The 19,581-nt window shown below is 67.4% G+C and carries 16 protein-coding genes; 8 read left to right on the top strand and 8 right to left on the bottom strand.

Features of this window, described 5'->3' with window-relative positions; translation table 11 throughout:
* The first annotated feature begins 31 nt into the window (after window positions 1–31).
* Together AC5Y4T_RS14025 and AC5Y4T_RS14020 are read left to right on the top strand one after the other, a co-directional pair.
* Complete coding sequence (locus AC5Y4T_RS14025; RefSeq protein ID WP_499919749.1) at window positions 32–430, top strand: ATPase; 399 nt, start codon at window positions 32–34, stop codon at window positions 428–430.
* A gap of 21 nt (window positions 431–451) precedes the next feature.
* Window positions 452–1,381, top strand: a complete 930-nt coding sequence (locus tag AC5Y4T_RS14020; protein WP_499919748.1) for a histone deacetylase family protein — start codon at window positions 452–454, stop codon at window positions 1,379–1,381.
* 31 nt (window positions 1,382–1,412) lie between these two features.
* On the opposite strand, the gene AC5Y4T_RS14015 is transcribed toward AC5Y4T_RS14020, so the two are convergent.
* Both AC5Y4T_RS14015 and ppc read right to left on the bottom strand, forming a co-directional pair.
* A complete protein-coding gene (locus AC5Y4T_RS14015; RefSeq protein ID WP_499919747.1) occupies window positions 1,413–2,204 on the bottom strand; it encodes a bestrophin-like domain in 792 nt (263 codons plus the stop codon).
* A gap of 75 nt (window positions 2,205–2,279) precedes the next feature.
* Window positions 2,280–5,111 carry a phosphoenolpyruvate carboxylase gene (ppc, locus tag AC5Y4T_RS14010; RefSeq protein ID WP_499953823.1) on the bottom strand — a complete coding sequence of 944 codons (2,832 nt, stop codon included), beginning with the start codon at window positions 5,109–5,111 and terminating at the stop codon, window positions 2,280–2,282.
* Between the two features lie 138 nt (window positions 5,112–5,249).
* On the opposite strand from ppc, the gene AC5Y4T_RS14005 reads away from it, so the two are divergent.
* Window positions 5,250–6,167 (top strand): LLM class F420-dependent oxidoreductase, encoded by a 918-nt coding sequence (locus AC5Y4T_RS14005; protein WP_499953943.1) that lies wholly within the window; start codon window positions 5,250–5,252, stop codon window positions 6,165–6,167.
* Window positions 6,168–6,186: 19 nt separating this feature from the next.
* Here the strand turns inward: AC5Y4T_RS14005 and secG are convergent, their stop codons facing one another.
* Genes secG through gap form a run of 4 tightly spaced genes read right to left on the bottom strand, consistent with a single transcriptional unit; the run spans window position 6,187 to window position 9,491 of the window.
* Window positions 6,187–6,420 carry a preprotein translocase subunit SecG gene (gene secG, locus AC5Y4T_RS14000; protein WP_064879356.1) on the bottom strand — a complete coding sequence of 78 codons (234 nt, stop codon included), beginning with the start codon at window positions 6,418–6,420 and terminating at the stop codon, window positions 6,187–6,189.
* A gap of 30 nt (window positions 6,421–6,450) precedes the next feature.
* Window positions 6,451–7,236, bottom strand: a complete 786-nt coding sequence (tpiA, locus tag AC5Y4T_RS13995) for a triose-phosphate isomerase (RefSeq protein ID WP_499919745.1) — start codon at window positions 7,234–7,236, stop codon at window positions 6,451–6,453.
* A complete protein-coding gene (locus AC5Y4T_RS13990; RefSeq protein WP_499953818.1) occupies window positions 7,233–8,468 on the bottom strand; it encodes a phosphoglycerate kinase in 1,236 nt (411 codons plus the stop codon). The genes tpiA and AC5Y4T_RS13990 overlap by 4 nt, the downstream gene beginning before the upstream one ends.
* 3 nt (window positions 8,469–8,471) lie before the next feature.
* Entirely contained in the window at window positions 8,472–9,491 is a 1,020-nt protein-coding gene (gap, locus tag AC5Y4T_RS13985) for a type I glyceraldehyde-3-phosphate dehydrogenase (protein WP_499919743.1), read from the bottom strand.
* Between the two features lie 299 nt (window positions 9,492–9,790).
* Here gap and AC5Y4T_RS13980 point away from each other — a divergent pair, with 299 nt between their 5' ends.
* Both AC5Y4T_RS13980 and AC5Y4T_RS13975 read left to right on the top strand, forming a co-directional pair.
* Window positions 9,791–11,701, top strand: coding sequence for a hypothetical protein (locus tag AC5Y4T_RS13980; RefSeq protein ID WP_499953815.1), 1,911 nt, complete (start codon window positions 9,791–9,793; stop codon window positions 11,699–11,701).
* 132 nt (window positions 11,702–11,833) lie between these two features.
* Window positions 11,834–12,250: an Rv1352/Rv1906c domain-containing protein gene (locus tag AC5Y4T_RS13975; protein ID WP_499953811.1), complete on the top strand. Its 417-nt coding sequence runs from the start codon at window positions 11,834–11,836 to the stop codon at window positions 12,248–12,250.
* Window positions 12,251–12,274: 24 nt separating this feature from the next.
* On the opposite strand, the gene AC5Y4T_RS13970 is transcribed toward AC5Y4T_RS13975, so the two are convergent.
* Complete coding sequence (locus AC5Y4T_RS13970) at window positions 12,275–13,705, bottom strand: phytoene desaturase family protein (RefSeq protein WP_499953809.1); 1,431 nt, start codon at window positions 13,703–13,705, stop codon at window positions 12,275–12,277.
* A complete protein-coding gene (locus tag AC5Y4T_RS13965; RefSeq protein ID WP_499953807.1) occupies window positions 13,702–15,459 on the bottom strand; it encodes a DUF3556 domain-containing protein in 1,758 nt (585 codons plus the stop codon). Before AC5Y4T_RS13965 ends, AC5Y4T_RS13970 begins: the two co-directional genes overlap by 4 nt.
* A gap of 413 nt (window positions 15,460–15,872) precedes the next feature.
* Between AC5Y4T_RS13965 and AC5Y4T_RS13960 the strand changes: the two genes are divergently transcribed.
* From AC5Y4T_RS13960 to AC5Y4T_RS13950, 3 genes are read left to right on the top strand one after another with little or no spacing between them, the layout of a single operon-like run.
* Entirely contained in the window at window positions 15,873–16,613 is a 741-nt protein-coding gene (locus tag AC5Y4T_RS13960) for a lysophospholipid acyltransferase family protein (protein ID WP_499953941.1), read from the top strand.
* Between the two features lie 3 nt (window positions 16,614–16,616).
* Window positions 16,617–18,248, top strand: coding sequence for an acyl-CoA ligase FadD12 (fadD12, locus tag AC5Y4T_RS13955; RefSeq protein WP_499953803.1), 1,632 nt, complete (start codon window positions 16,617–16,619; stop codon window positions 18,246–18,248).
* Complete coding sequence (locus tag AC5Y4T_RS13950; protein WP_499953801.1) at window positions 18,248–19,519, top strand: alpha/beta hydrolase; 1,272 nt, start codon at window positions 18,248–18,250, stop codon at window positions 19,517–19,519. Before fadD12 ends, AC5Y4T_RS13950 begins: the two co-directional genes overlap by 1 nt.
* Window positions 19,520–19,581 lie beyond the last annotated feature (62 nt).

Here is a 19,581-nt window from a genome sequence, read left to right as displayed (position 1 = left end):
GGTCACGCTGGCGTGACGCTCGTGGCGCATAATGACCCACATGGCAGACAGAACCGTGCGCGGGGGGCAAGAGCGAAGCCGGATCAAAACGCTCACCCAGGCCGCGCTGAACGCCGACAAGACCGTGGAGCAGGTCGAGGACGTCCTCGACGGTTTGAGCACCACGATGAAGGAGCTCAGCAGTTCCCTGTCCAGCCTGAACGCCACCGTGGAACGGCTGGAAACCGGCCTGGATCACTTGGACGGCACGATGGCCAGCCTCGACGACCTGGCCAAGCGGTTGATCGCGCTGGTCGAACCGGTGGAGGCCATCGTCGCGCGGGTCGACGACATGGTGCGGGTGGGCGAGACCATGATTTCTCCGCTGGCGATCACCGAGCACGCGGTACGCGGCTTCGTGGACAGGCTGCGCAACCGGAGCGTGCAGTAGCCGAACAAATAAGGATTTTCGATGGCCACGTTGCTGCTGCACCACTCCGCCTTCGCCGCCCATCGGACCGCCCCCGGCCACCCGGAACGGCCGGACCGCTACCGTGCGGTGGAGGCTGCGCTGAGCCGGCCGCAGTTCGACGCCCTGGTGCGCGAGGAGGCCGAGCCCGCCGACCTCGCGACGACGCGCTACGTGCACTCCAATCGCTACGTCGACGCTCTGGAAGCCGCGCGACCCGACGACGGGTACGTCTACCTCGACGGCGGCGACACCATGATGGAGCCCTCGTCGTGGGAGACGGCGCTGCGCGGCGTGGGCGCCACGCTGCAGGCCGTGGACAGGGTGCTGGCCGGCGACGCGCAGAACGCGTTCGTCGCCAGCCGCCCGCCGGGCCACCATGCCGAGACCGAGCGCGCCATGGGCTTCTGCCTGTTCAACAACATCAGCATCGGCGCGCGTCATGCACAGCTCAAGCATGGGCTGGCGCGGGTCGCGATCGTCGATTTCGACGTTCATCACGGCAACGGCACGCAGCAGATCTTCTACTCCGACCCGAGTGTGCTCTATGCGTCCACGCATCAGATGCCGCTGTTCCCCGGGACGGGTGCGGTGCGGGAAACCGGCGTCGGCAACATCTTCAATTCGCCGCTGGCGCCGGGTGATGGCGGAGCCGAACTGCGCGCGGCGTTTCAGGATCGAATCCTGCCTGCGCTGCAGGCGTTTTCGCCCGAGCTGATCATCGTGTCGGCCGGCTTTGACGCCCACGCACGTGACCCGCTCGGCTCACTGACCATGACGGCCGCCGACTTCGCCTGGGTCACAAGGGAATTGATGGCATCAGCCGAAACTCTGTGCGACGGCCGGTTGGTGGCGGTGCTCGAAGGCGGCTATGACCTGCAAGGCCTCACCGATTCGGTCACCGCGCACGTCGGCGAGCTGCTGAAGGGCTGAGGTAGCTCGCGAAGGCCCGCAACGTCGACGCTCAGCGCGGGAAGTAGCGGCTGTCGTTGTCGACCGAATCGAAGATGTCCAAGGCGTGCTGAAACGGCCCGGACGTAATCCGTTGATCGGTCGCATACGAGTGGTCGAGCTGGAACACGACGCACAGCAGCAGACCCAGCAGAACCGCAACGGTCCCCGACACGATCACGTGACCGACCGTGCTGCCGATCCGCAGCAGACCCGTAAACGCAACCAGCACAACCGCTCCGAAGATGAGGCCCGCCCACATCAGGGCGGGTATCCGGGGCTTGGTGCCCACGATCCGCTCGTTACGGTCGGACGCCAGCTCGCTGAGCTGGTTGAGAAATTGCTGATTGATCGGCTTGGCCGCGACGTTGGGCTGCTGGCGGCCGACGGTGCGATACATCCGGGTGATCGCGGCGCGCGCGCCGTCGTTGCGCTGTTTGTTCCACTCCGGGCCGGCCACCGCGCCGGCGTACTTGCGCAACAGCTGCTGAACTTCGGTGCGCTCGGGTTCGGGCATCGCGACGGTTTGCCGATACATCGTCGTCAGCGCCGACGCCTCGCCGGAAACGACGACCTGCGTCGACGAGAAGTGTTCCCAGGTGGCCACCACGGTGAAGCCCAGCAGGGCACCGTAGATGAATCCGACGACGGTGAGGAACGAGGCGATCGGCGGATTCGGCTGCTGCCCGTACCGCCGCGTCGGCAGGATGCGATTTCCCAGCCAGACGGTGCCAACCGCGATGGCAATCGCGACCGCGACAACCGAAACCAGAAGTAGCCACAGGGGTAGTCCGGATCCGCTCACTGGTCTCCTTGGTCGGCGTCGCGTCGATCCAGGGTATTCGTGAGCGGCCCGGCCCGATGACCGAATCGCGGGTAATCAGCCGCTGTTTCGCAGCGCGCTGGCCAGCCCGTTCATCGTCAGCAAGATGCCGCGCTGCACCAACTCGTCGTCATCGCCGGACCGGTAGCGGCGAAGCAGCTCCACCTGCAGGTGATTGAGCGGCTCGAGGTACGGGAAGCGGTTGAACACCGAACGTGCCAGCGCCGGGTTGTCGGCGAGCAGGTTGTCCTGGCGGGTGATGAGCTTGTGCATGGCGATGGTTCGCCGGTGCTCGTCGGCGATCTTGTCAAAGACGCGGTGCCGCAATTCCTCGTCGTCCACCAGTTCGGCGTAGCGCGCCGCCAGCCCGAGGTCGCTCTTGGCCAGCACCTGGGCCAGGTTCGACAGCACACTGCGGAAAAACGGCCAGCGCTGGTACAAGTCGTGCAGGATGTCCACCCGCTCGCTCTCGCCTTCCGGGCCCGCCGCGATCCACTGCTCGAACGCCGACCCGGTGCCGTACCAGCCGGGCAACATGACGCGTGACTGGCTCCAGGCGAGCACCCACGGGATCGCGCGCAGGTCCGAGATGGACTCGGTGGGTTTGCGCGAGGTGGGCCGGCTGCCGATGTTCAGCGACCCGATCTCGCTGACCGGCGTGGACGCCATGAAGTAGTCGACGAAACCCGGTGTCTCGTGCACCAATTCGGCATAGGCGCGCTGCGCGAGCCCGGCCACCTCGTCGAGCACCGCATACGCCGGTTCGGCGGCATCTCCCAATCCCTCCACGTCCAGCAGCGTGGACTCCAGAGTGGCGGCCAGCAAAGTCTCCAGATTGCGTTGCGCCGCTTGCGGTTCGGCGTATTTCGCGGCGATCACCTCGCCCTGTTCGGTGAGCCGCAGCGAACCGTTCACCGCCCCGGGGGGCTGGGCCAGGATGGCTTCGTAGCTCGGCCCGCCACCGCGGCCGACGGTGCCGCCGCGACCGTGAAAGAGGCGCAACCGGATTCCGGTCTTGCGCGCCACCTCGACCAGGGCCAGCTCGGCTCGGTACACCGCCCAGCTGGAGGCCAGATACCCGCCGTCCTTGTTGGAGTCGGAATAGCCCAGCATCACTTCCTGGCTGTCGTCGCGCGCGGCAACCAGCGCGCGATAGATCGGGAGCTCGAGCATCTCGTGCAGGATCGTGGCGCCGTTGCGCAGATCGTCGATCGTCTCGAAGAGCGGCGAGATGCCCACCGGGCAGTACGGCGCGTCCCCGGAGGTGTCGATCAGGCCGGCCTCCTTGAGCAGGATCGCGGCTTCCAGGACGTCGGAGACCGACCGGCACATGGAGATCACGTAGTTCGGCACGGCGGGCGGCCCGTAGCGCGCGATCGCGTGGGCGGCCGCGCGGACCACGCCCAGCTCTTTGTCGGCCAGCTCGGACAGTCCCCCGCAAGCGGGCGGTACCCCCACCCCGCGGTCGCCGACCAGCGGACGGCGGGTGGCCAGCTCCGCGGCCAACAGCTCGACCCGGTCGCCTTCGGACAACGAACGGTAGTCGGCATGCACGCCAGCCCAGGCCAGCAGCTCCGCGACCACCTCCTCGTGCACGTCGGAGTTTTGCCGCATGTCCAGGCCGCACAGATGAAAACCGAAGACCCGCACGCCTTCTCGCAACAGCGTCAGGCGATCGTCGGCCAGCAGGGCGCTCCCGTGCGCGCGCAGCGACGCATCGATGGTGTCCAGATCGGCCTGCAACTCCCCCGGGGCGGCGTAAGGCGGCAACCCCAGGTCCAGCCCGTGCTGCGGTCGCCGGTCCAGGATCTCGGCGCCCGTCGCGGTGAGCCGGGCGCGGATCACCCGCACCGCGCGCCGGTAGGGCTCATCGGCGCGGGCTTTCTCCTCGCAGCCCTGCGCCAGCTCGCTCAATGCGGGGGTGACCGCCACCAGGCGCGCCGACATCGACAGCTCCTGTTCCAGGGCGGTCAGCTCGGCCAGGTAGTGCGCCAGCGCGGTGAACGCGGCGTTGCCGGTGGCCTGGCGCACCACGTCGGCCGTCACGTTCGGATTGCCGTCGCGGTCACCGCCGATCCAGGACCCGGGCTGCACGATCGGCTGGTTCAGTAGGTCGGCGCCGGGCCAGCGGGCCCGCAGCGCGTCGCGCACCTGCGCGTTGACCTGCGGGACCACGCGGAAGAACGCGGCGGCGTAATAGCGCAGCCCCACCTCGATCTCGTCGGTGATCTGCAGCCGCGACAACCGGATCAGCGCGGTCTGCCACAGCGTGAGGACTTGGCGGCGCAGCTCGAGTTCGATGTTGCGGCCCTCGTCGGTCTCCGTGTGGCCCTCGGCCCGCAACCGCATCAGTTCGGTGATCCGGTGCTGGGTGACGAAGACGGTGCGCCGGCGGGTCTCGGTGGGGTGCGCGGTGATGACCGGGGCCACCACCGCGCCCTTCAATGCACCGGCGACCGTGGCCGAATCCAGTTGCGCCCGGTCGAGTTTGGCGTAGGTGGCGGCCAGGCTGCTGTCCTGCGGCGCTTCGCCGGCGGCGACGTGGATCGCCCGGCGGCGCTCGCGGTGGATGTCCTCGGCGACATTGGCGAGCAACGCAAAGTGGCTGAACGCCCGGACGACCGGGATCGCCTGGTGGATGTCGATGCGAAAGAACATCCGCGCCAGCTCGGCGCGGTCGATCTCGGAGCGGCGCACCCGGAACGATTCCACCCGGGCCCGCTCGACGAGCTCGAACACCTCGTCCCCGTTCTGCTCGCGGACCGTGTCGCCCAGGATGGCGCCCAGCAACCTGATGTCGGCCCGCATGGGCTCCGTCGCCTCACGGCCCACCGGGGTGCGCTGCACTGCGCCGATCGGTTCCAGCGTGCCCTCGGATGCGTCAACCATGTGACCAAGTATCGATGCGGACGTCGGCGTCCGCCCGTCGGGGATCACCCGCAGCCGCGAATCACCATGGCGCCCAGCAGCTCAGATCACGGTGATTCGGCAGGAATGACCGGCCGATCGACCGTGTTGGTTGCGGACATGTCCACCGGAATCATTCTCATGGCCCGTCCCGATGCCCCCAACCTGGTCGACGACGTCATCGCCCAAGCCCAACGAGCCCACGAGCTCGGGGTCGGGCAAGTGTGGCTGCCGCAGCAGCAGAATTACGACGCCATCGCGCTCGCCGCGCTCGTCGGGGCCGCCGTGCCGGGGCTGGGCGTGGGCACCTCGGTGGTGCCGATCAACCCTCGTCACCCGCTGATCGTCGCGTCGTTGGCGCAAACGGCGCAGGCCGCCGCGCACGGCACCTTCAGCCTGGGGCTGGGACTGGGCGCCCGCCAGGTGGAGCGCTCGGCCTTCGGCACCGACTTCCCCAACACCATCACCCGACTGCGCGAGCACCTGACGATCCTGGCCTCGGTGTTCCACACCGGCGGCGTGGACTTTCACGGCAGCGAACTGCACGCCAGCCCCACCTGGCCGGTGCAGGTGCCCGGAGGCAGCCCGATCCCGGTGTATGTGGCGGCGATGGGCCCCAAGGCGTTGCGGGTCACCGGCGAGTTGGCCGACGGGACGCTGCCCTACCTGGCCGGGCCCCGCACACTGGGAGAATTCATTGTCCCGGAAATCACCAAGGCGGCGGCCGAGGCGGGCCGGCCGGCGCCGCGCGTCATCGCCGCGGTGCCCGTGCTGTTGTCCGATGACGTCGAGGGCGCCCGCGCCACCGCCGCCCAACAGCTCAGCTTTTACGAGGCCATCCCGTCATACCGCAACGTGATCGCCCGAGAAGGTCTCACCAGCGTCGTCGACCTCGCCGCGGTCGGGCCCGAGGAGTCTGTGGCGCGCCAGTTGCGCGGCTACCGTGACGCCGGAGCCACCGATATCGTGCTCAGCCCGCTGGACCGGTCCGCCTCGGCAGACCGCGAAGCCCTGTGGAGGCTCGCCGCCGCGCTGTGACCGCGCGGGATCGCCGCAGTCAGCGGTACTTGATCATCAGCTCCATGCCGACGATGCACACCAGCCAGATGGCGGTGATGAAATACGTCAGCCGGTCCAGGTTCTTTTCCACCACCGTGGAGCCGGACAGGCTGGACTGCACGCCGCCACCGAACAGCGTGGACAGGCCGCCACCCTTGGCGCGGTGCAGCAGCACCAACAGCACCACCAGGATGCTGGTGACGACCAGGGTGATCTGCAAAGCCAACTGCATGACGGCCAGCCTACCGGGGCGGAGTCGTTCTCAGGGCAGCGGCCCACCGGCGGCGATCGCCGCCAGCGTCGCGAACTGCTCGCCGTCCAGGGACGCGCCCCCGACCAGACCGCCGTCGATGTCGTCGCGGCCGATCAGTTCGCCGATGTTCTTGGCGTTCACGGATCCGCCGTAAAGCACCCGCACGCCGTCGGCGATCTCTGGCGACGCGAGGGACGCCAACTGCTTGCGGATCGCCGCGCACACCTCCTGGGCGTCGGCGGCGCTGGCCACCCGCCCGGTGCCGATGGCCCACACCGGTTCGTAGGCGATGACGACCTTGCCGATCTGCTCAGCGGACAGCCCGGCCAGCGAGCCGCGCAGCTGCTCCTCGCAGTGGCCGACGTGATCTCCCGCCTCGCGGACCTCGAGGTGTTCGCCGATGCACACGATCGGGGTCAATTCGTGCTTGAGCGCCGCGGCGGCCTTGGCGGCCACCACCGCGTCGTCCTCGTGGTGGTAGGTCCGCCGCTCCGAGTGCCCGACGACGACGAACGTGCAACCCAGCTTGGCCAGGAAGGCGCCGCTGACGTCGCCGGTGTAGGCGCCCGAGTCGTGCTGGGACAGGTCCTGCCCGCCGTAGGTCAACCGCAGCTTGTCGCCGTCGACCAGGGTCTGCACGCTGCGCAGATCCGTGAACGGCGGCAGGACCGTGACGTCGACCTTGTCGTAATACTTGTCCGGCAGCGCGAAGGCGATCTTCTGCACCAGCGCGATCGCCTCGAAGTGGTTGAGGTTCATCTTCCAGTTGCCGGCGATCAGTGGCTTGCGGCTCACGCGTCTCCTTCGCTTGGCTGGGGCCGGCTCAGCACCTCGATGCCCGGCAGCGTCTTGCCCTCAAGGTATTCCAGCGACGCGCCGCCCCCGGTGGAGATGTGGGAGAAATCGCCCTCCGGGATGCGCAGGGCGCGCACCGCGGCCGCGGAGTCGCCACCGCCGACCACGCTGAACGCGCCCTTGCCGGTCGCCTCCGCGATGGCCTCGGCGACACCCTTCGTGCCGGCGGCGAAGGCGGGAAACTCGAACACGCCCATCGGGCCGTTCCAGAACAGGGTTCTGGCGTTGCACAACAGCGCCGTAAACCGTTTGACCGAATCCGGCCCGATGTCCAGGCCGATCATGTCGTCCGGGATGGCGTCGGCCGACACGGTTTGCGGCGGTGAGTCGGCCGCGAACTTCTCCGCCACCACGATGTCCCTGGGCAGGCGCAGCACGTCGACGTAGGTGTCGAGGAGGTTCCGGCAGGTCTCCACCATGTCTTCTTCCAGCAGCGACTTGCCCACCGAAAACCCTTGCGCGGCAAGGAAAGTGAAGCACATACCGCCGCCGATGACGATGCTGTCGGCCTTGGTCGCCAGCGACTCGATGACGCCGAGCTTGTCGGAGACCTTGGACCCGCCGAGCACCACGGCGTAGGGCCGCTCCGTCGAGCTCGTCAACTGCTCCAGCACCTGGATCTCCTGGGTCACCAGCGTGCCGGCGTAGTGCGGCAGCAGGGTGGCTATGTCGTACACGGAGGCCTGCTTGCGGTGCACCACGCCGAAGCCGTCGGAGACGAAAGCGCCTGTCGGCCCGACCAATTCGGCCAGCTGTCGGGCCAGTGCCAGCCGTTCGCCGTCGTCCTTGCTGGTTTCCCGGGCGTCGAAGCGGATGTTCTCCAGCAGCAGGATGTCGCCGCCGGTCAGCCCCTCGGCGCGCGCGAGCGCGTCGGTGCCCACGACATCGCCGGCCAGCTGCACGTGCCGGCCGAGCTGCTCACCGAGCGCCGCGGCGACAGGCGCCAGTGACAGCTTCAGGTCGGCCGCACCCTTGGGCCGCCCCAGATGCGCGGTGACCACCACCTTGGCGCCGGCGTCGACCAACGCCCTCAGTGTCGGCACCGAGGCGGTGATGCGGCCGGCATCGGTGATCTTGCCGTCATCGAGCGGCACGTTCAGATCGGAGCGCACCAGCACGCCGCGCCCCGAAACCCCTTCGGCGAGCAGGTCTTTCAGATCGTGGACGGCCACGGTTTACAGCGACTTGCCGACCAGGGCGACCAGGTCGACGAGGCGGTTGGAGTAGCCCCATTCGTTGTCGTACCAGGACACCACCTTGGCCTGGTCGTCGATCACCTTGGTCAGGCCGGAGTCGAAGATCGAGCTGTGCGGGTCGGTGACGATGTCGCTGGACACGATCGGCGCGTCGTAGTACTTCAGGATGCCCTTCATGGGCCCCTCGGCGGCGGCCTTCATCGCGGCGTTGATCTCGTCGGCGGTGGCCGACTTGCGCAGCTCGGCGGTGAGGTCGGTGACCGAGCCGGTGGGGATCGGCACCCGCAGCGCGTACCCGTCCAGCTTGCCCTTCAGCTCCGGCAGCACCAGGCCGATGGCCTTGGCGGCGCCGGTGGAGGTCGGCACGATGTTCAGCGCGGCGGCACGCGCCCGGCGCAGGTCCTTGTGCGGGCCGTCCTGCAGGTTCTGGTCCTGGGTGTAGGCGTGGATGGTGGTCATCAGGCCCTTGACGATGCCGAACTCGTCGTTGAGGACCTTGGCGATCGGGCCGAGGCAGTTCGTGGTGCACGAAGCGTTGGAGATAATGTTCTGGCTGCCGTCGTACTTGTCGTCGTTGACGCCCAGCACGATGGTGATGTCCTCATCGGTGGCCGGCGCGGAGATGATCACCTTCTTGGCGCCCGCGTCCAGGTGGCCCTTGGCCTTGGCGGCGTTGGTGAAGATGCCGGTGGACTCGACGACGACGTCGACGCCCAGGTCGCCCCAGGGCAGCGCCGCCGGGCCTTCCTTGACCTCGAGCGCCTTGATCTTCTTGCTGCCGACGACGATGGTGTCGTCACCCTCGAGGCCGACGTCGTGGGGCAGGCGGCCCAGGATGGAGTCGAATTTCAGCAGGTGCGCCAGGCTGGCGTTGTCGGTGAGGTCGTTGACCGCGACCACCTCGATGTCAGCGGTGCCTTGCTCCTGTTGAGCCAATAAGGCCCGGTAGAAGTTCCGCCCGATTCGACCGAAGCCGTTGATACCTACTCGGACCGTCACTTGATTTCTCCCTGTCTTTCCTGAGTCGTCTTCGCTGTGCCTTCAGCATGTCCGCTGCGCAATGCCTCTGGTCAGCCTAGATCAGTAGCAACAACGCTCCTTGGGCCGGTAACAGTCCTGGGTCGTCGCCCTGCGCCGCCCGACCCGCGACGCGCTGTCGACGAGCGGCAAAACCCCAGTTGCCGGCCCCGGCCATCGGCGACTTCCCCGCAGCAATGCCACACTTGCGGCTGAGGTTTTGATAATTTGCCGCAATGGCATCGGCTTTTGTACCGATGAGAACGTTCGGTCAGGACCTGATGAGGGCGCCGGCGTGGGGTGCTGCCCGCTGGCAGCGAGTCCTTTCGGCGGCCATCGCCTCGTTCATTCTCTGGCCCCAATCGTCGGTAGACGCCGGCATCGGGCTAGATCAGTCGTGGGAAGCCGGCCTGGCCTTGGCCCGGATGCACCATCTCGCTTGGGGCCCCCAAATCGTGTACACGTACGGACCCCTTGGGTTTCTGCAGAGCACGGCCTACTACTCGTTCGATCAGTCGCTGCTCGCCTCCATCTACCAGCCACTCGTGCTCGCCGCCCTGTTCCTCGGCATCACAGCAGCGCTCCGCCAGCGCCACGCGCCGATGACGTCGCTCTTGGGCGCGTTCTTCACGACCGGCGTGACCGCCGTCCTCTACATCGAGTTCTGGCTGAATCCGGGACTGAAGTATCCAGAATTGCTCGTTCTCGCGGCATTCGTATGGGCGGCCGTGCCAATGCTGCAGCATGGCCCTACGCGTTCGACGGTGTTCACCACCTGCTGCGCGCTCGGCGCTGTGGCAGGGCTTCAGCTGCTCGTGAAGGTCAACACCGGCATCGCCATCGTGGCCATCGCGCTGGCCGCTTCGCTGTTACTCGGGTGGAAGGAGATCGGCCGCCACTGCGCAACGCTGGCCGCGTTCGCGATGTCCACCCTCGTCTGGTGGGTGCTCGCCGGCCAACGGCCGCAGGACCTGCCGACCTGGCTGAGGTATGGGGCGGCCATAGTGTCGGGCTACAGCGACGGGATGGCGCTGCCTCTCAGCGCATTCACCATCATCGCCGTGGTGATGAGCCTCGCGTGGATAGCGGCGCTGTGGGTGATGTACGCCCGCGCGCAAGCCGGGATTTCCCGCAGTTTCGTGGTGCTCGTGACGCTGGTGACGTTGATCACCGACCGCAGCGCCGTCGGGCGCCCAGCGCATCTTTTCCTCCTGCTTGGCCTCATCGTCGTCGGGATAGCGATCACCCCACTCTCCAAAATTGCTCGCCGCGTCTTCGTAGTCCTCGCGGTAGCGGTAGTCGTCGTAGCGCTCGGCGCAGAACGCGCCGTCCTGTCCGCGACAGGGGATCACGCTCATGACCGGATCGTCGCCGCAGTCCAAGCGCCCGGGCAAGCGGTCGACCGGCTGCTCACGCTCGCCACTCCTGGCAAGTTCGGCAAGCGCATCGATCAGGCCAAAGCACGCCAGCGGGCCCTCTATGCCGTGCCGGAACGGTTCGTCAAAACCATCGGGTCGGAAACGGTCCACATTGACCCTGACGAGGCCTCGGCCGCGTGGGCTTATGGCATGGCATGGCGCCCAGCACCCATATTCCAGGCCCACCAGGCCTACATGCCCAGCCTCGACGACCTGAACAGCCAAACAATGGCCGCCGGACCCCGGTTCATCTTGTCCTGGCGATCGCCGACGTCCCCCGCGACCGGCACCATTGACGGCCGTCTCGGGGTGCAGCAGTCTCCCCGATATTCACGCGCGTTGCTGTGCGACTACACGGTGAAAGACAACGAGAACCGCTGGGCACTCTTCGCCCACACGGGCTCGCGCTGTGCGCCACCCGCTCCCGTGTCCCAGGTGTCCATCCGCGGGAACGAGGCGGTCACTATTCCTGCGCCGAGCGGACCGGACATGGCTGTGCTGGTGGGGATCGATCTGGCGCCGACAGTCATCGACCGGCTCTTCCAAGGAACCGTTGCTCCCCTGACCGTTCCCACCGTCGTGCTCGATGGGGTCGCCTACCGCCTCATCGCCGCCAACGCCGCCGAACCTTTTCTCGTCAATGTCCCTGCGTCGGTGGACAACACGAATTTGCAGATCCACGCGCACACCCTCGGTATCGGCCGTGCTCCAGCGCTGGGTCAGGCCGACGTTGTTGCGCGACTGCGTTTTTACGAGATGCGCGTCCAACCCTAAGCGGCGATTGCGCCCAAGCAGTTCGGTGCGGAAAATGGCCGCGAAAGCTTAGTCCTGCGCATTGTCTGAGCGGCCTTCCGCTTTGCGGCAAAAGCCGCCGACAGCTGCTCGGGCCATTTACAATTCCCACGCATGAAGCGCCTCGCATTCACCGCTTCCGCGATACTGCTTGCGGGGTGCGGAAATGCCACGCACACCACGGCCTCGACCGCGATCACCAGCAGCCCGGCGAAGCCCGCCATCACTCAATCGGTGGTTCGCACACCGCCGACATCGCCGGCCACCAAGACCGTTATCGGCGCTAATGGCACAAATTGGGCAGTCATCGACAATGACGGCACATACCTTGTCTGGGTCGATATCCCGGTGGGCAAGTATCACAACGCTGGTGGGACCGAGTGTTATTGGGCGCGGCTGCGCAGCCCTGATACGAGCGACGTTATCGATAGCAACAAGACCAGAAATCCGCAGGAAGTCACAATTCGGGCGAGTGACACCGCCTTCTTGACGCGGAATTGCGGGACCTGGCAAATGATTTCGCCCTTCTGAAGCCGAACGGCGACTTGAAGCCCATCACCGGGTGAGACGCGGCCGCCTCAGGGCCTTCAGCGCCGCCTCGGCGGCGTAGTACCCGCACAAGCCGTGAATGCCCGCCCCCGGCGGCGTGGATTGCGAACACAGGTAGACGCCCGGCACACCGGTCGCATACGGGTTCACGGAGATGCGCGGCCGCAGGATGACCTGCAGCCCGTCGTTGGCGCCGCCGATGATGTCGCCGCCGATGAAGTTGGGGTTGTAGGCCTCTAGATCCGCGGTGCCCTTGCTGACGGTTGCCACGACGCGGTCGCGGAATCCCGGGGCGAAGCGCTCGATCTGGTCGACGACGGCGGCGGTGGCGTCGCCGGTGTAGCCGAACGGCACGTGCGCATAGGCCCAGATCGGGTTGATACCGCCCGTCGACCGGGAGGGGTCGGCCAGGTATTGCTGCCCGACGAGCACAAAGGGCCGCCGCACCATCTTGCCTTGCGCGCGTTGGCGTTCGGTGTCTGCGACCTCGGCGAACGTACCGCCCAGATGGACGGTGCCGGCGCGACCACAGTCGGGATTTTTCCACGGGATGTGGCCCTCGACGGCGAAGTCGACCTTGAACGCCGAGGAGCCCTGGCGGTAGCGCTCATAAGAGCGTTTTACGCGCCCCGGCATGGCGTCCCCATAGATTTTCAGCGCCGCGGCCGGAGTCAGGTCGAGCATGACGATGTCGGCGTCGGGGATGTCATTGCGGCGGGTCACCGTCACTCCGGTGGTCACGGCGCCGCCGTGCTCCTGGAGGGCGACGGTGAGCGCCTTGGTGATCGAACCCGATCCCCCCTCGGCGACCGGCCACCCGTATCGGTGGCCGCTGGCGAGAATCATCAGCCCGAGCGACGCGGTGAGGGGGCGGTCCAGGCGCGTATAGACGTGCGCGGCCGATCCGCCGAACAGCGCGCGCACCTGTTCGGTACGAAACCACCGGGCCATCGCGGTGGCCGGCAGCACCGCGCGCGGCCCGAAGGCGGCGAGGCGAACCGGGTGACGCGGAAGGTTGAGCACGGGGCGCAGCAGGTCTTCGGCCAGGGCGTCGAATCCGGCCGCAAGGTCCCCGACCGCACGGCGCCACCGGGCGGCGTCGGGTCCCATGCCTGCCGTCGTCGCGTCGAGCGACTGGTACAGCACCCCGGCGGTCCCGTCGTCGAGTGGGTGGGCGCAATCGATCTCCGGCCACTTCCAGGCGAGCCCATAGCGCTGCAGGTCCAGCTGCTTCCAGAACGGCGAACCGATGCCCAGCGGATGAAACGCCGAGCAGTGGTCGTGGATGACGCCGGGCACCGTCAGCTCACCGGATCGCGCTCCGCCGCCGACGGTCTCGCGCGCCTCCAGCACGTGGACGTCGACGCCGTCGCGGGCCAGCCGGATCGCCGCGGCCAGACCGTTGGGTCCGGCACCGACGACCACCGCGGTCGTCACGACTCTCCGTGAAGGATCGGTTGCGTGGTGAGGTGAACCGGAAATTCGTCACCCGGCTCGGGCCACGGCTGACGCGACGCCATGTCCTCGATGGTCACGTAGCCCGCCTCGATCAATCCGGTCTTGGCGTCGAGGATGCGGTACCACTGCTTTTGGATATGGATCGGCTGACCCTCGAGGACGATCACGCGAAGGTCGCCGTCGGCGAAGTTGCAGCGCCGCTGTACCGCCTCGAGCAGCTGCTCGTTGTGCAAATGGCCTTCACCGAAGTTCCACCCGACCAGGGGCCCGGCCACCACCTCGCCCTCGCGCACCTTGTAGTCGGCCTCGTTGCCGATCGCCCGCGGCAACAGGCCATTGAGTGCCCGGCCGTGAATATGCATCGCGCGGAACGCCGCCACCTTGTCCGCCATGACTTCGGCGGTCTCCGGGCCGTAGAGCCGGGCCAGCTGATTGACCACGAGCGCGGAGCTTTTGACGACGTCGGCGTCGACCTTCTCCTCGGCACCCGCCCGGAAGCACCACAGGCTGGTGGCCCAGTTGCCCGCGTAGTAGCGCATGGCCGGCAGGAACGAAATCTTTTCGGGGAACATGTTTCCCGCGATCACGATGGCCACCAGGACCAGCACGAGCGCCAGCAGCACCGGCGAGGAAAGATCGGTGGCGCGAATCCCGCCGTAGTGCCCGAACAGGTAGAACAGCGAGAAGATGAAGAACACGTTCCACTCCAACGGCACTCCCATCGGGAGGTTGGAGATGATGTTGAGGTGGAAGACCACCATGAATCCGATCAGGAACCAGCGCCACGGTTGATCGCCGGCGACGAACACCAGAACCGTGGGAACGATGAATTCCGCTGTCGTGCCGCCGACATGAGCCATCAGCTTCGGCAACCAGGTGGGCCGTAGGTCGTTGACGTGGTCGCGGTAGAGCAGGTGCTTGATCGGGGTGAACAGCTTGGGCCGCAGCAGCGCGTTGTTGCTCGTCATCACCGCAACCACGTACGGGAAATGGTGGTTGAGCTTGGAAGTCGCTGCGCCCCACCACAAGCAGAGCATGATGATCTTGAAGGCCGCGATCTGATCGGTGAACGGGAAAAAGAAGACCAACAGCTTCAGCCAATAATGTTCGCCGCGGGCGGCCAAGAAGGTCGTTTTGTCGCGCAGTCCCAACAGCGCCAGGGCGACGATCGTCGGGATGACCCGGACGGGGTCGATCAGGCCGACGTCGCCGGCGGCGGTCACCGGCCCGCCGTGACCGGGCGCCAGCAGCGCCCACACCCCGCCGATCAGAACGATCGCATACAGCGCGACGTCGACGACGGTGCGGTTGTCGCCACGGGTGAACGGAACCCTGCCGGGCCAGGCCGGTAGGCGAATCGTGTTGGGCCGCAACCAGTAAAGGATGCCTCCGATCGGTGGCATGAACCGCCCGGTCAGCGGCCCGGATCCGCAGCCGAGGCCCACGACCTCGAACAGCAGCGTGAAGACGACGACCTTCTGGTAGACGATGGGCTGCGTCCACCAGTCGCCGATGTGGCCCAGGCCGCCGAGCCCGGGCGTAACCGAGATGACCGCGGCCGGCACGACGATGTACAGGGCTATCTTGAGCAGGTACAGCAGATACACCGCGTACGGTGTCCCGAAGCCGTGCTCCGCCCAATGCCGCGTCACCACTTGCAGTCGGGTGGCCCGGGGCAAGGTCGGCCAGGTCGTGTGGTCGACGTCCGGAAGTTCCGGTGACATGAATCCCATGGGCGGCCTCGTTCCTGTCTAGAAACCAGCTGGCCCATCGAATGTATCGGCACCACCGGGCGGACGGGCCGCGCATGCCCGGGGTGTCCCGGCGGACCACCGGTCGCGCCTCGGCCGGTGTCGGGCGGACGAATCGCCGGCGAAGCTTGTCGATCAGGACGTCCAGGGTGTCCCGATCCTGGTCGGCGATGCGCACAGGGCGCCGTAACGACAGCGGCCGTGCCCGGCCGACGCCACGGCTCCGGATCTGCGAAGTCGCAAACACCATGACGGCGGCCGCGTGGAGGTCGCTACCATCGATTCGGCTCGGCGAAGCGGCCCCGCGCGAGCGTCAAGGGAGGAACGTGACCGACAACGGCAAACCCGACGGCGGGGACATCGGTAAATTCGACCCCGGCTTGACCCAGCGACTGATGGCGGTCATGCGCCCGGTCCTGAAGACCTACTTCCGGTCCGAGGTGCACGGCCTGGACACGTTCCCGCCCGGCGGGGCGCTGGTGGTCGGCAACCATTCCGGCGGCATGTTCCCCATGGACGTCCCGATCTTCAGCGTCCACTTCTACGACAAACTCGGCTACGACCGCCCGGTCTACACGCTGAGCCACGACATCCTCATGACCGGGCCCACCGGAGACCTTTTCCGGCGCACCGGATACATCCGCGCCAACCGGGAGAACGCGGCGCAGGCATTGCGATCCGGGGGCGTGGTGATCGTGTTTCCCGGCGGTGACTACGACGCCTACCGGCCGACCCTGTCGGAGAACGTCATCGACTTCAACGGCCGCAAGGGATACATCCGCACGGCGATCGAGGCCGGCGTCCCGATCGTGCCGGCGGTGTCGATCGGCGGGCAGGAGACCCAGCTCTATCTGACCCGGGGCACCTGGTTGGCCGAGCGGCTGGGCATCAAACGCTTGCTGCGCAGCGCGATTCTGCCGTTGTCGTTCGGCTTCCCCTTCGGCCTGAGCGCGGTGATCCCGCCGAACCTGCCGCTGCCCACCAAGATCGTGACTCAGGTACTGAAGCCCATCGACATCACCAAGCAGTTCGGCGACGACCCCGACGTCGACGAAGTCGACGAGTACGTGCGGTCGGTGATGCAGGAGGCCCTGACCGAGCTGGCCGCCAAGCGTCGCTTCCCGATCCTGGGCTGAGCGATGCCGAATCCGTTGAGTGAGACCCTCGGGCTGATCGCCACGCTGCGCCGCGCCCGCATGATCGCCCCGATGCGGCCCGACCGCTACCTCAAGATGGCCGCGGCCATGCGCCGCGAGGGCATGGGCATGACGGTCGGATTCGCCGGTGCGGCGCAGCGCTGCCCCGACCGTGCCGGGCTGATCGACGAACTCGGCACGCTGACCTGGCGGGAGCTCGACGAACGGATCAACGCCTTCGGCGCCGCGCTACAGCACCTGCCCGGCGGGCAGCCGAAGGTCGTGGGCATCATGTGCCGCAACCACCGCGGCTTCGTCGAGGCGGTGGTGGCCGTCAACCGGATCGGCTCCGACGTCGTGCTGCTCAACACCTCGTTCGCCGGGCCCGCGCTGGCCGAGGTGGTCAACCGCGAGGGCGTGGACGCCGTGGTGTACGACGAGGAGTTCGCCCCGACGGTGGACCGCGCGCTGGCCGACAAGCCAGACGCCAGCCGCATCGTGGCGTGGACGGACGGGCACCACGATCTCACCGTCGAGACGATGATCGCCGAGCACGCCGGGCAACAGCCGCGGCGCTCCGGCCGCAAGGGCAGGATGATCCTGCTCACCTCCGGTACCACCGGAACACCCAAGGGCGCCAACCAAACCGGCGGCAACGCCGGAATCGGCACGCTCAAGGCGATTCTGGATCGCACGCCGTGGCGGGCCGAGGAGAACATCGTGATCGTCGCGCCCATGTTCCACGCCTGGGGTTTCTCCCAGCTGATCTTCGCCGCGTCCATGGCCTGCACCGTGGTCACCCGGCGCAAGTTCGACCCCGAGGCCACGCTGGATCTCATCGATCGCCACCAGGCCACCGGGCTTGCCGTGGTCCCGGTGATGTTCGACCGCATCATGGAGTTGCCCGCCGAGGTGCTACGCCGCTATAGCGGCCGGTCCCTGAGATTCGCGGCGGCATCGGGATCGCGGATGCGACCCGACGTGGTCATCGCATTTATGGACGCGTTCGGCGACGTGATCTACAACAACTACAACGCCACCGAGGCGGGCATGATCGCCACCGCCACCCCGGCCGACCTGCGGGCCGCACCCGATACCGCGGGCCGGCCCGCGGGGGGAACCGAAATCCGGATCCTGGACCCGGATTTCAACGAGCTGCCCACCGGGGAGGTCGGCAGCATCTACGTGCGCAACAACACCCAGTTCGACGGTTATACCTCGGGTAGCACCAAGGACTTTCACGCCGGCTTCATGTCATCGGGCGACGTGGGTTATCTGGACGAGGCGGGTCGCCTGTTCGTCGTCGGCCGCGACGACGAGATGATCGTGTCCGGCGGCGAGAACGTGTACCCCATCGAGGTGGAGAAGACCCTGGCGGCACACCCCGACGTGGCGGAGGCATCGGTGATCGGCGTGGACGACGAACAGTACGGGCAGCGGCTGGCGGCGTTCGTGGTGCTGGAGCCCGGCGCCACGCTCGAAGCGGCCGCCGCTCCCGAGGCGCTCAAATCGCACGTGCGGGAGAACCTCGCCAACTACAAAACCCCTCGCGACATCACCGTGCTCGACGAGCTGCCCCGCAGCAGCACCGGCAAGATCCTGCGCGCCGATTTGCAAGCGCGGGTCAACGGCTGATGCGGCTGGCTCGGACCCTTCGCAAACCGCGGCCACTCGCGCGGGCCTTGGTCGAGTTGGCCAACGCCGCCAACGGATTACGCCCGCTGGCCCGCAAGGGCTACAGCACCGTGCTGGTCTTCTGGTTCGGCTGGCCGGCCTCCGAGGTGCCCGGCGTGTACTTCTCCGCCTCGCTGCTCGACGCGCTGCGGCGGGCGCGGCGCGGCGACTTCGCGGGGCGGCGCGGCAAGGCCGCCGCGGCCGTGACGGTGGCGTCCTGGGCCATCTTGGCCGTGATCAAGTATCGCGGCATCACCACGCCCGGCCCGGTGCTGGAGGCGGGGCTGCGCGACCAACTGGGCGACGACTACGAAGACGCGCTGAGCAAGCTGCCCCAGACGGAACCGAGGCGCAGCGGACGGCGCACCCTGCCGCTGGGAAACACCATCGCGCGCCGCCGCTACGTCGAGAAGACCAACGTGGTGTCCTACGGTCCGCACGGGCGTGCGAATCTCGCCGACATCTGGCGCCGCCACGATCTGCCGCGCGACGGTAAGGCGCCGGTGCTGCTGCAGGTGCCAGGCGGCGCCTGGGTGATCGGGATGCGCCGCCCCCAGGCCTATCCGCTGATGAGCCACCTGGCCGCCCGCGGCTGGGTGTGCGTGTCGATCGGCTACCGGGTGTCGCCGCGGCACACCTGGCCCGACCACATCGTCGACGTCAAACGCGCGCTGGCCTGGGTCAAGGAGAACATCTCCCGCTATGGCGGGGATCCGAATTTCGTAGCGATCACCGGCGGATCCGCAGGCGGCCACTTGTGTTCGCTCGCGGCGCTGACGCCCAACGACCCGAAATTCCAGCCCGGTTTCGAGGACGCCGACACCTCGGTGGTCGCCGCGGTGCCGGTGTACGGGCGCTACGACTGGTTCTCCACCGAGGGCGAAGGCCGTCGCGAATTCGTGGACCTACTCCAAAAGTTCGTTGTCAAAAAGAAATTCGCCACGCACCGCGACGTCTACGTCGACGCCTCGCCGATCCGGCGGCTGCGCGCCGACGCGCCGCCCTTCTTCGTCCTGCACGGCCACGACGATTCGCTCATCCCGGTCGGCGAGGCCGAAGAGTTCGTCAGGGAACTGCGCGGGGTGTCCAAGAACCCGGTCGCATACGCCGAATTACCGCACGCCCAACACGCTTTCGACATCTTCAGTTCCCCGCGGGCGCATCGGTCCGCGGAGGCCGTGGCTCGATTCCTGTCGTGGGTGTACGCGACGAATCCGCCCGAGCGCGACTAGCGGCGACCCGATCCTACTTAGCTTCTGTAACCCCTTGTGTCACTTTGGTTTCGGTGGCCACA

It is taken from the genome of Mycobacterium sp. NGS11 (genome assembly GCF_059813315.1).
This window is presented reverse-complemented; position numbering and strand designations above follow the sequence as displayed.

Coding starts and splice junctions, on each gene's coding strand:
- AC5Y4T_RS14025 (WP_499919749.1), top strand. CDS start 32: ATGACCCACATGGCAGACAGAACCGTGCGCGGGGGGCAAGAGCGAAGC.
- AC5Y4T_RS14020 (WP_499919748.1), top strand. CDS start 452: ATGGCCACGTTGCTGCTGCACCACTCCGCCTTCGCCGCCCATCGGACC.
- ppc (WP_499953823.1), bottom strand. CDS start 5,111: ATGGTTGACGCATCCGAGGGCACGCTGGAACCGATCGGCGCAGTGCAG.
- AC5Y4T_RS14005 (WP_499953943.1), top strand. CDS start 5,250: ATGTCCACCGGAATCATTCTCATGGCCCGTCCCGATGCCCCCAACCTG.
- secG (WP_064879356.1), bottom strand. CDS start 6,420: ATGCAGTTGGCTTTGCAGATCACCCTGGTCGTCACCAGCATCCTGGTG.
- AC5Y4T_RS13980 (WP_499953815.1), top strand. CDS start 9,791: ATGAGGGCGCCGGCGTGGGGTGCTGCCCGCTGGCAGCGAGTCCTTTCG.
- AC5Y4T_RS13975 (WP_499953811.1), top strand. CDS start 11,834: ATGAAGCGCCTCGCATTCACCGCTTCCGCGATACTGCTTGCGGGGTGC.
- AC5Y4T_RS13965 (WP_499953807.1), bottom strand. CDS start 15,459: ATGGGATTCATGTCACCGGAACTTCCGGACGTCGACCACACGACCTGG.
- AC5Y4T_RS13960 (WP_499953941.1), top strand. CDS start 15,873: ATGGCGGTCATGCGCCCGGTCCTGAAGACCTACTTCCGGTCCGAGGTG.
- fadD12 (WP_499953803.1), top strand. CDS start 16,617: ATGCCGAATCCGTTGAGTGAGACCCTCGGGCTGATCGCCACGCTGCGC.
- AC5Y4T_RS13950 (WP_499953801.1), top strand. CDS start 18,248: ATGCGGCTGGCTCGGACCCTTCGCAAACCGCGGCCACTCGCGCGGGCC.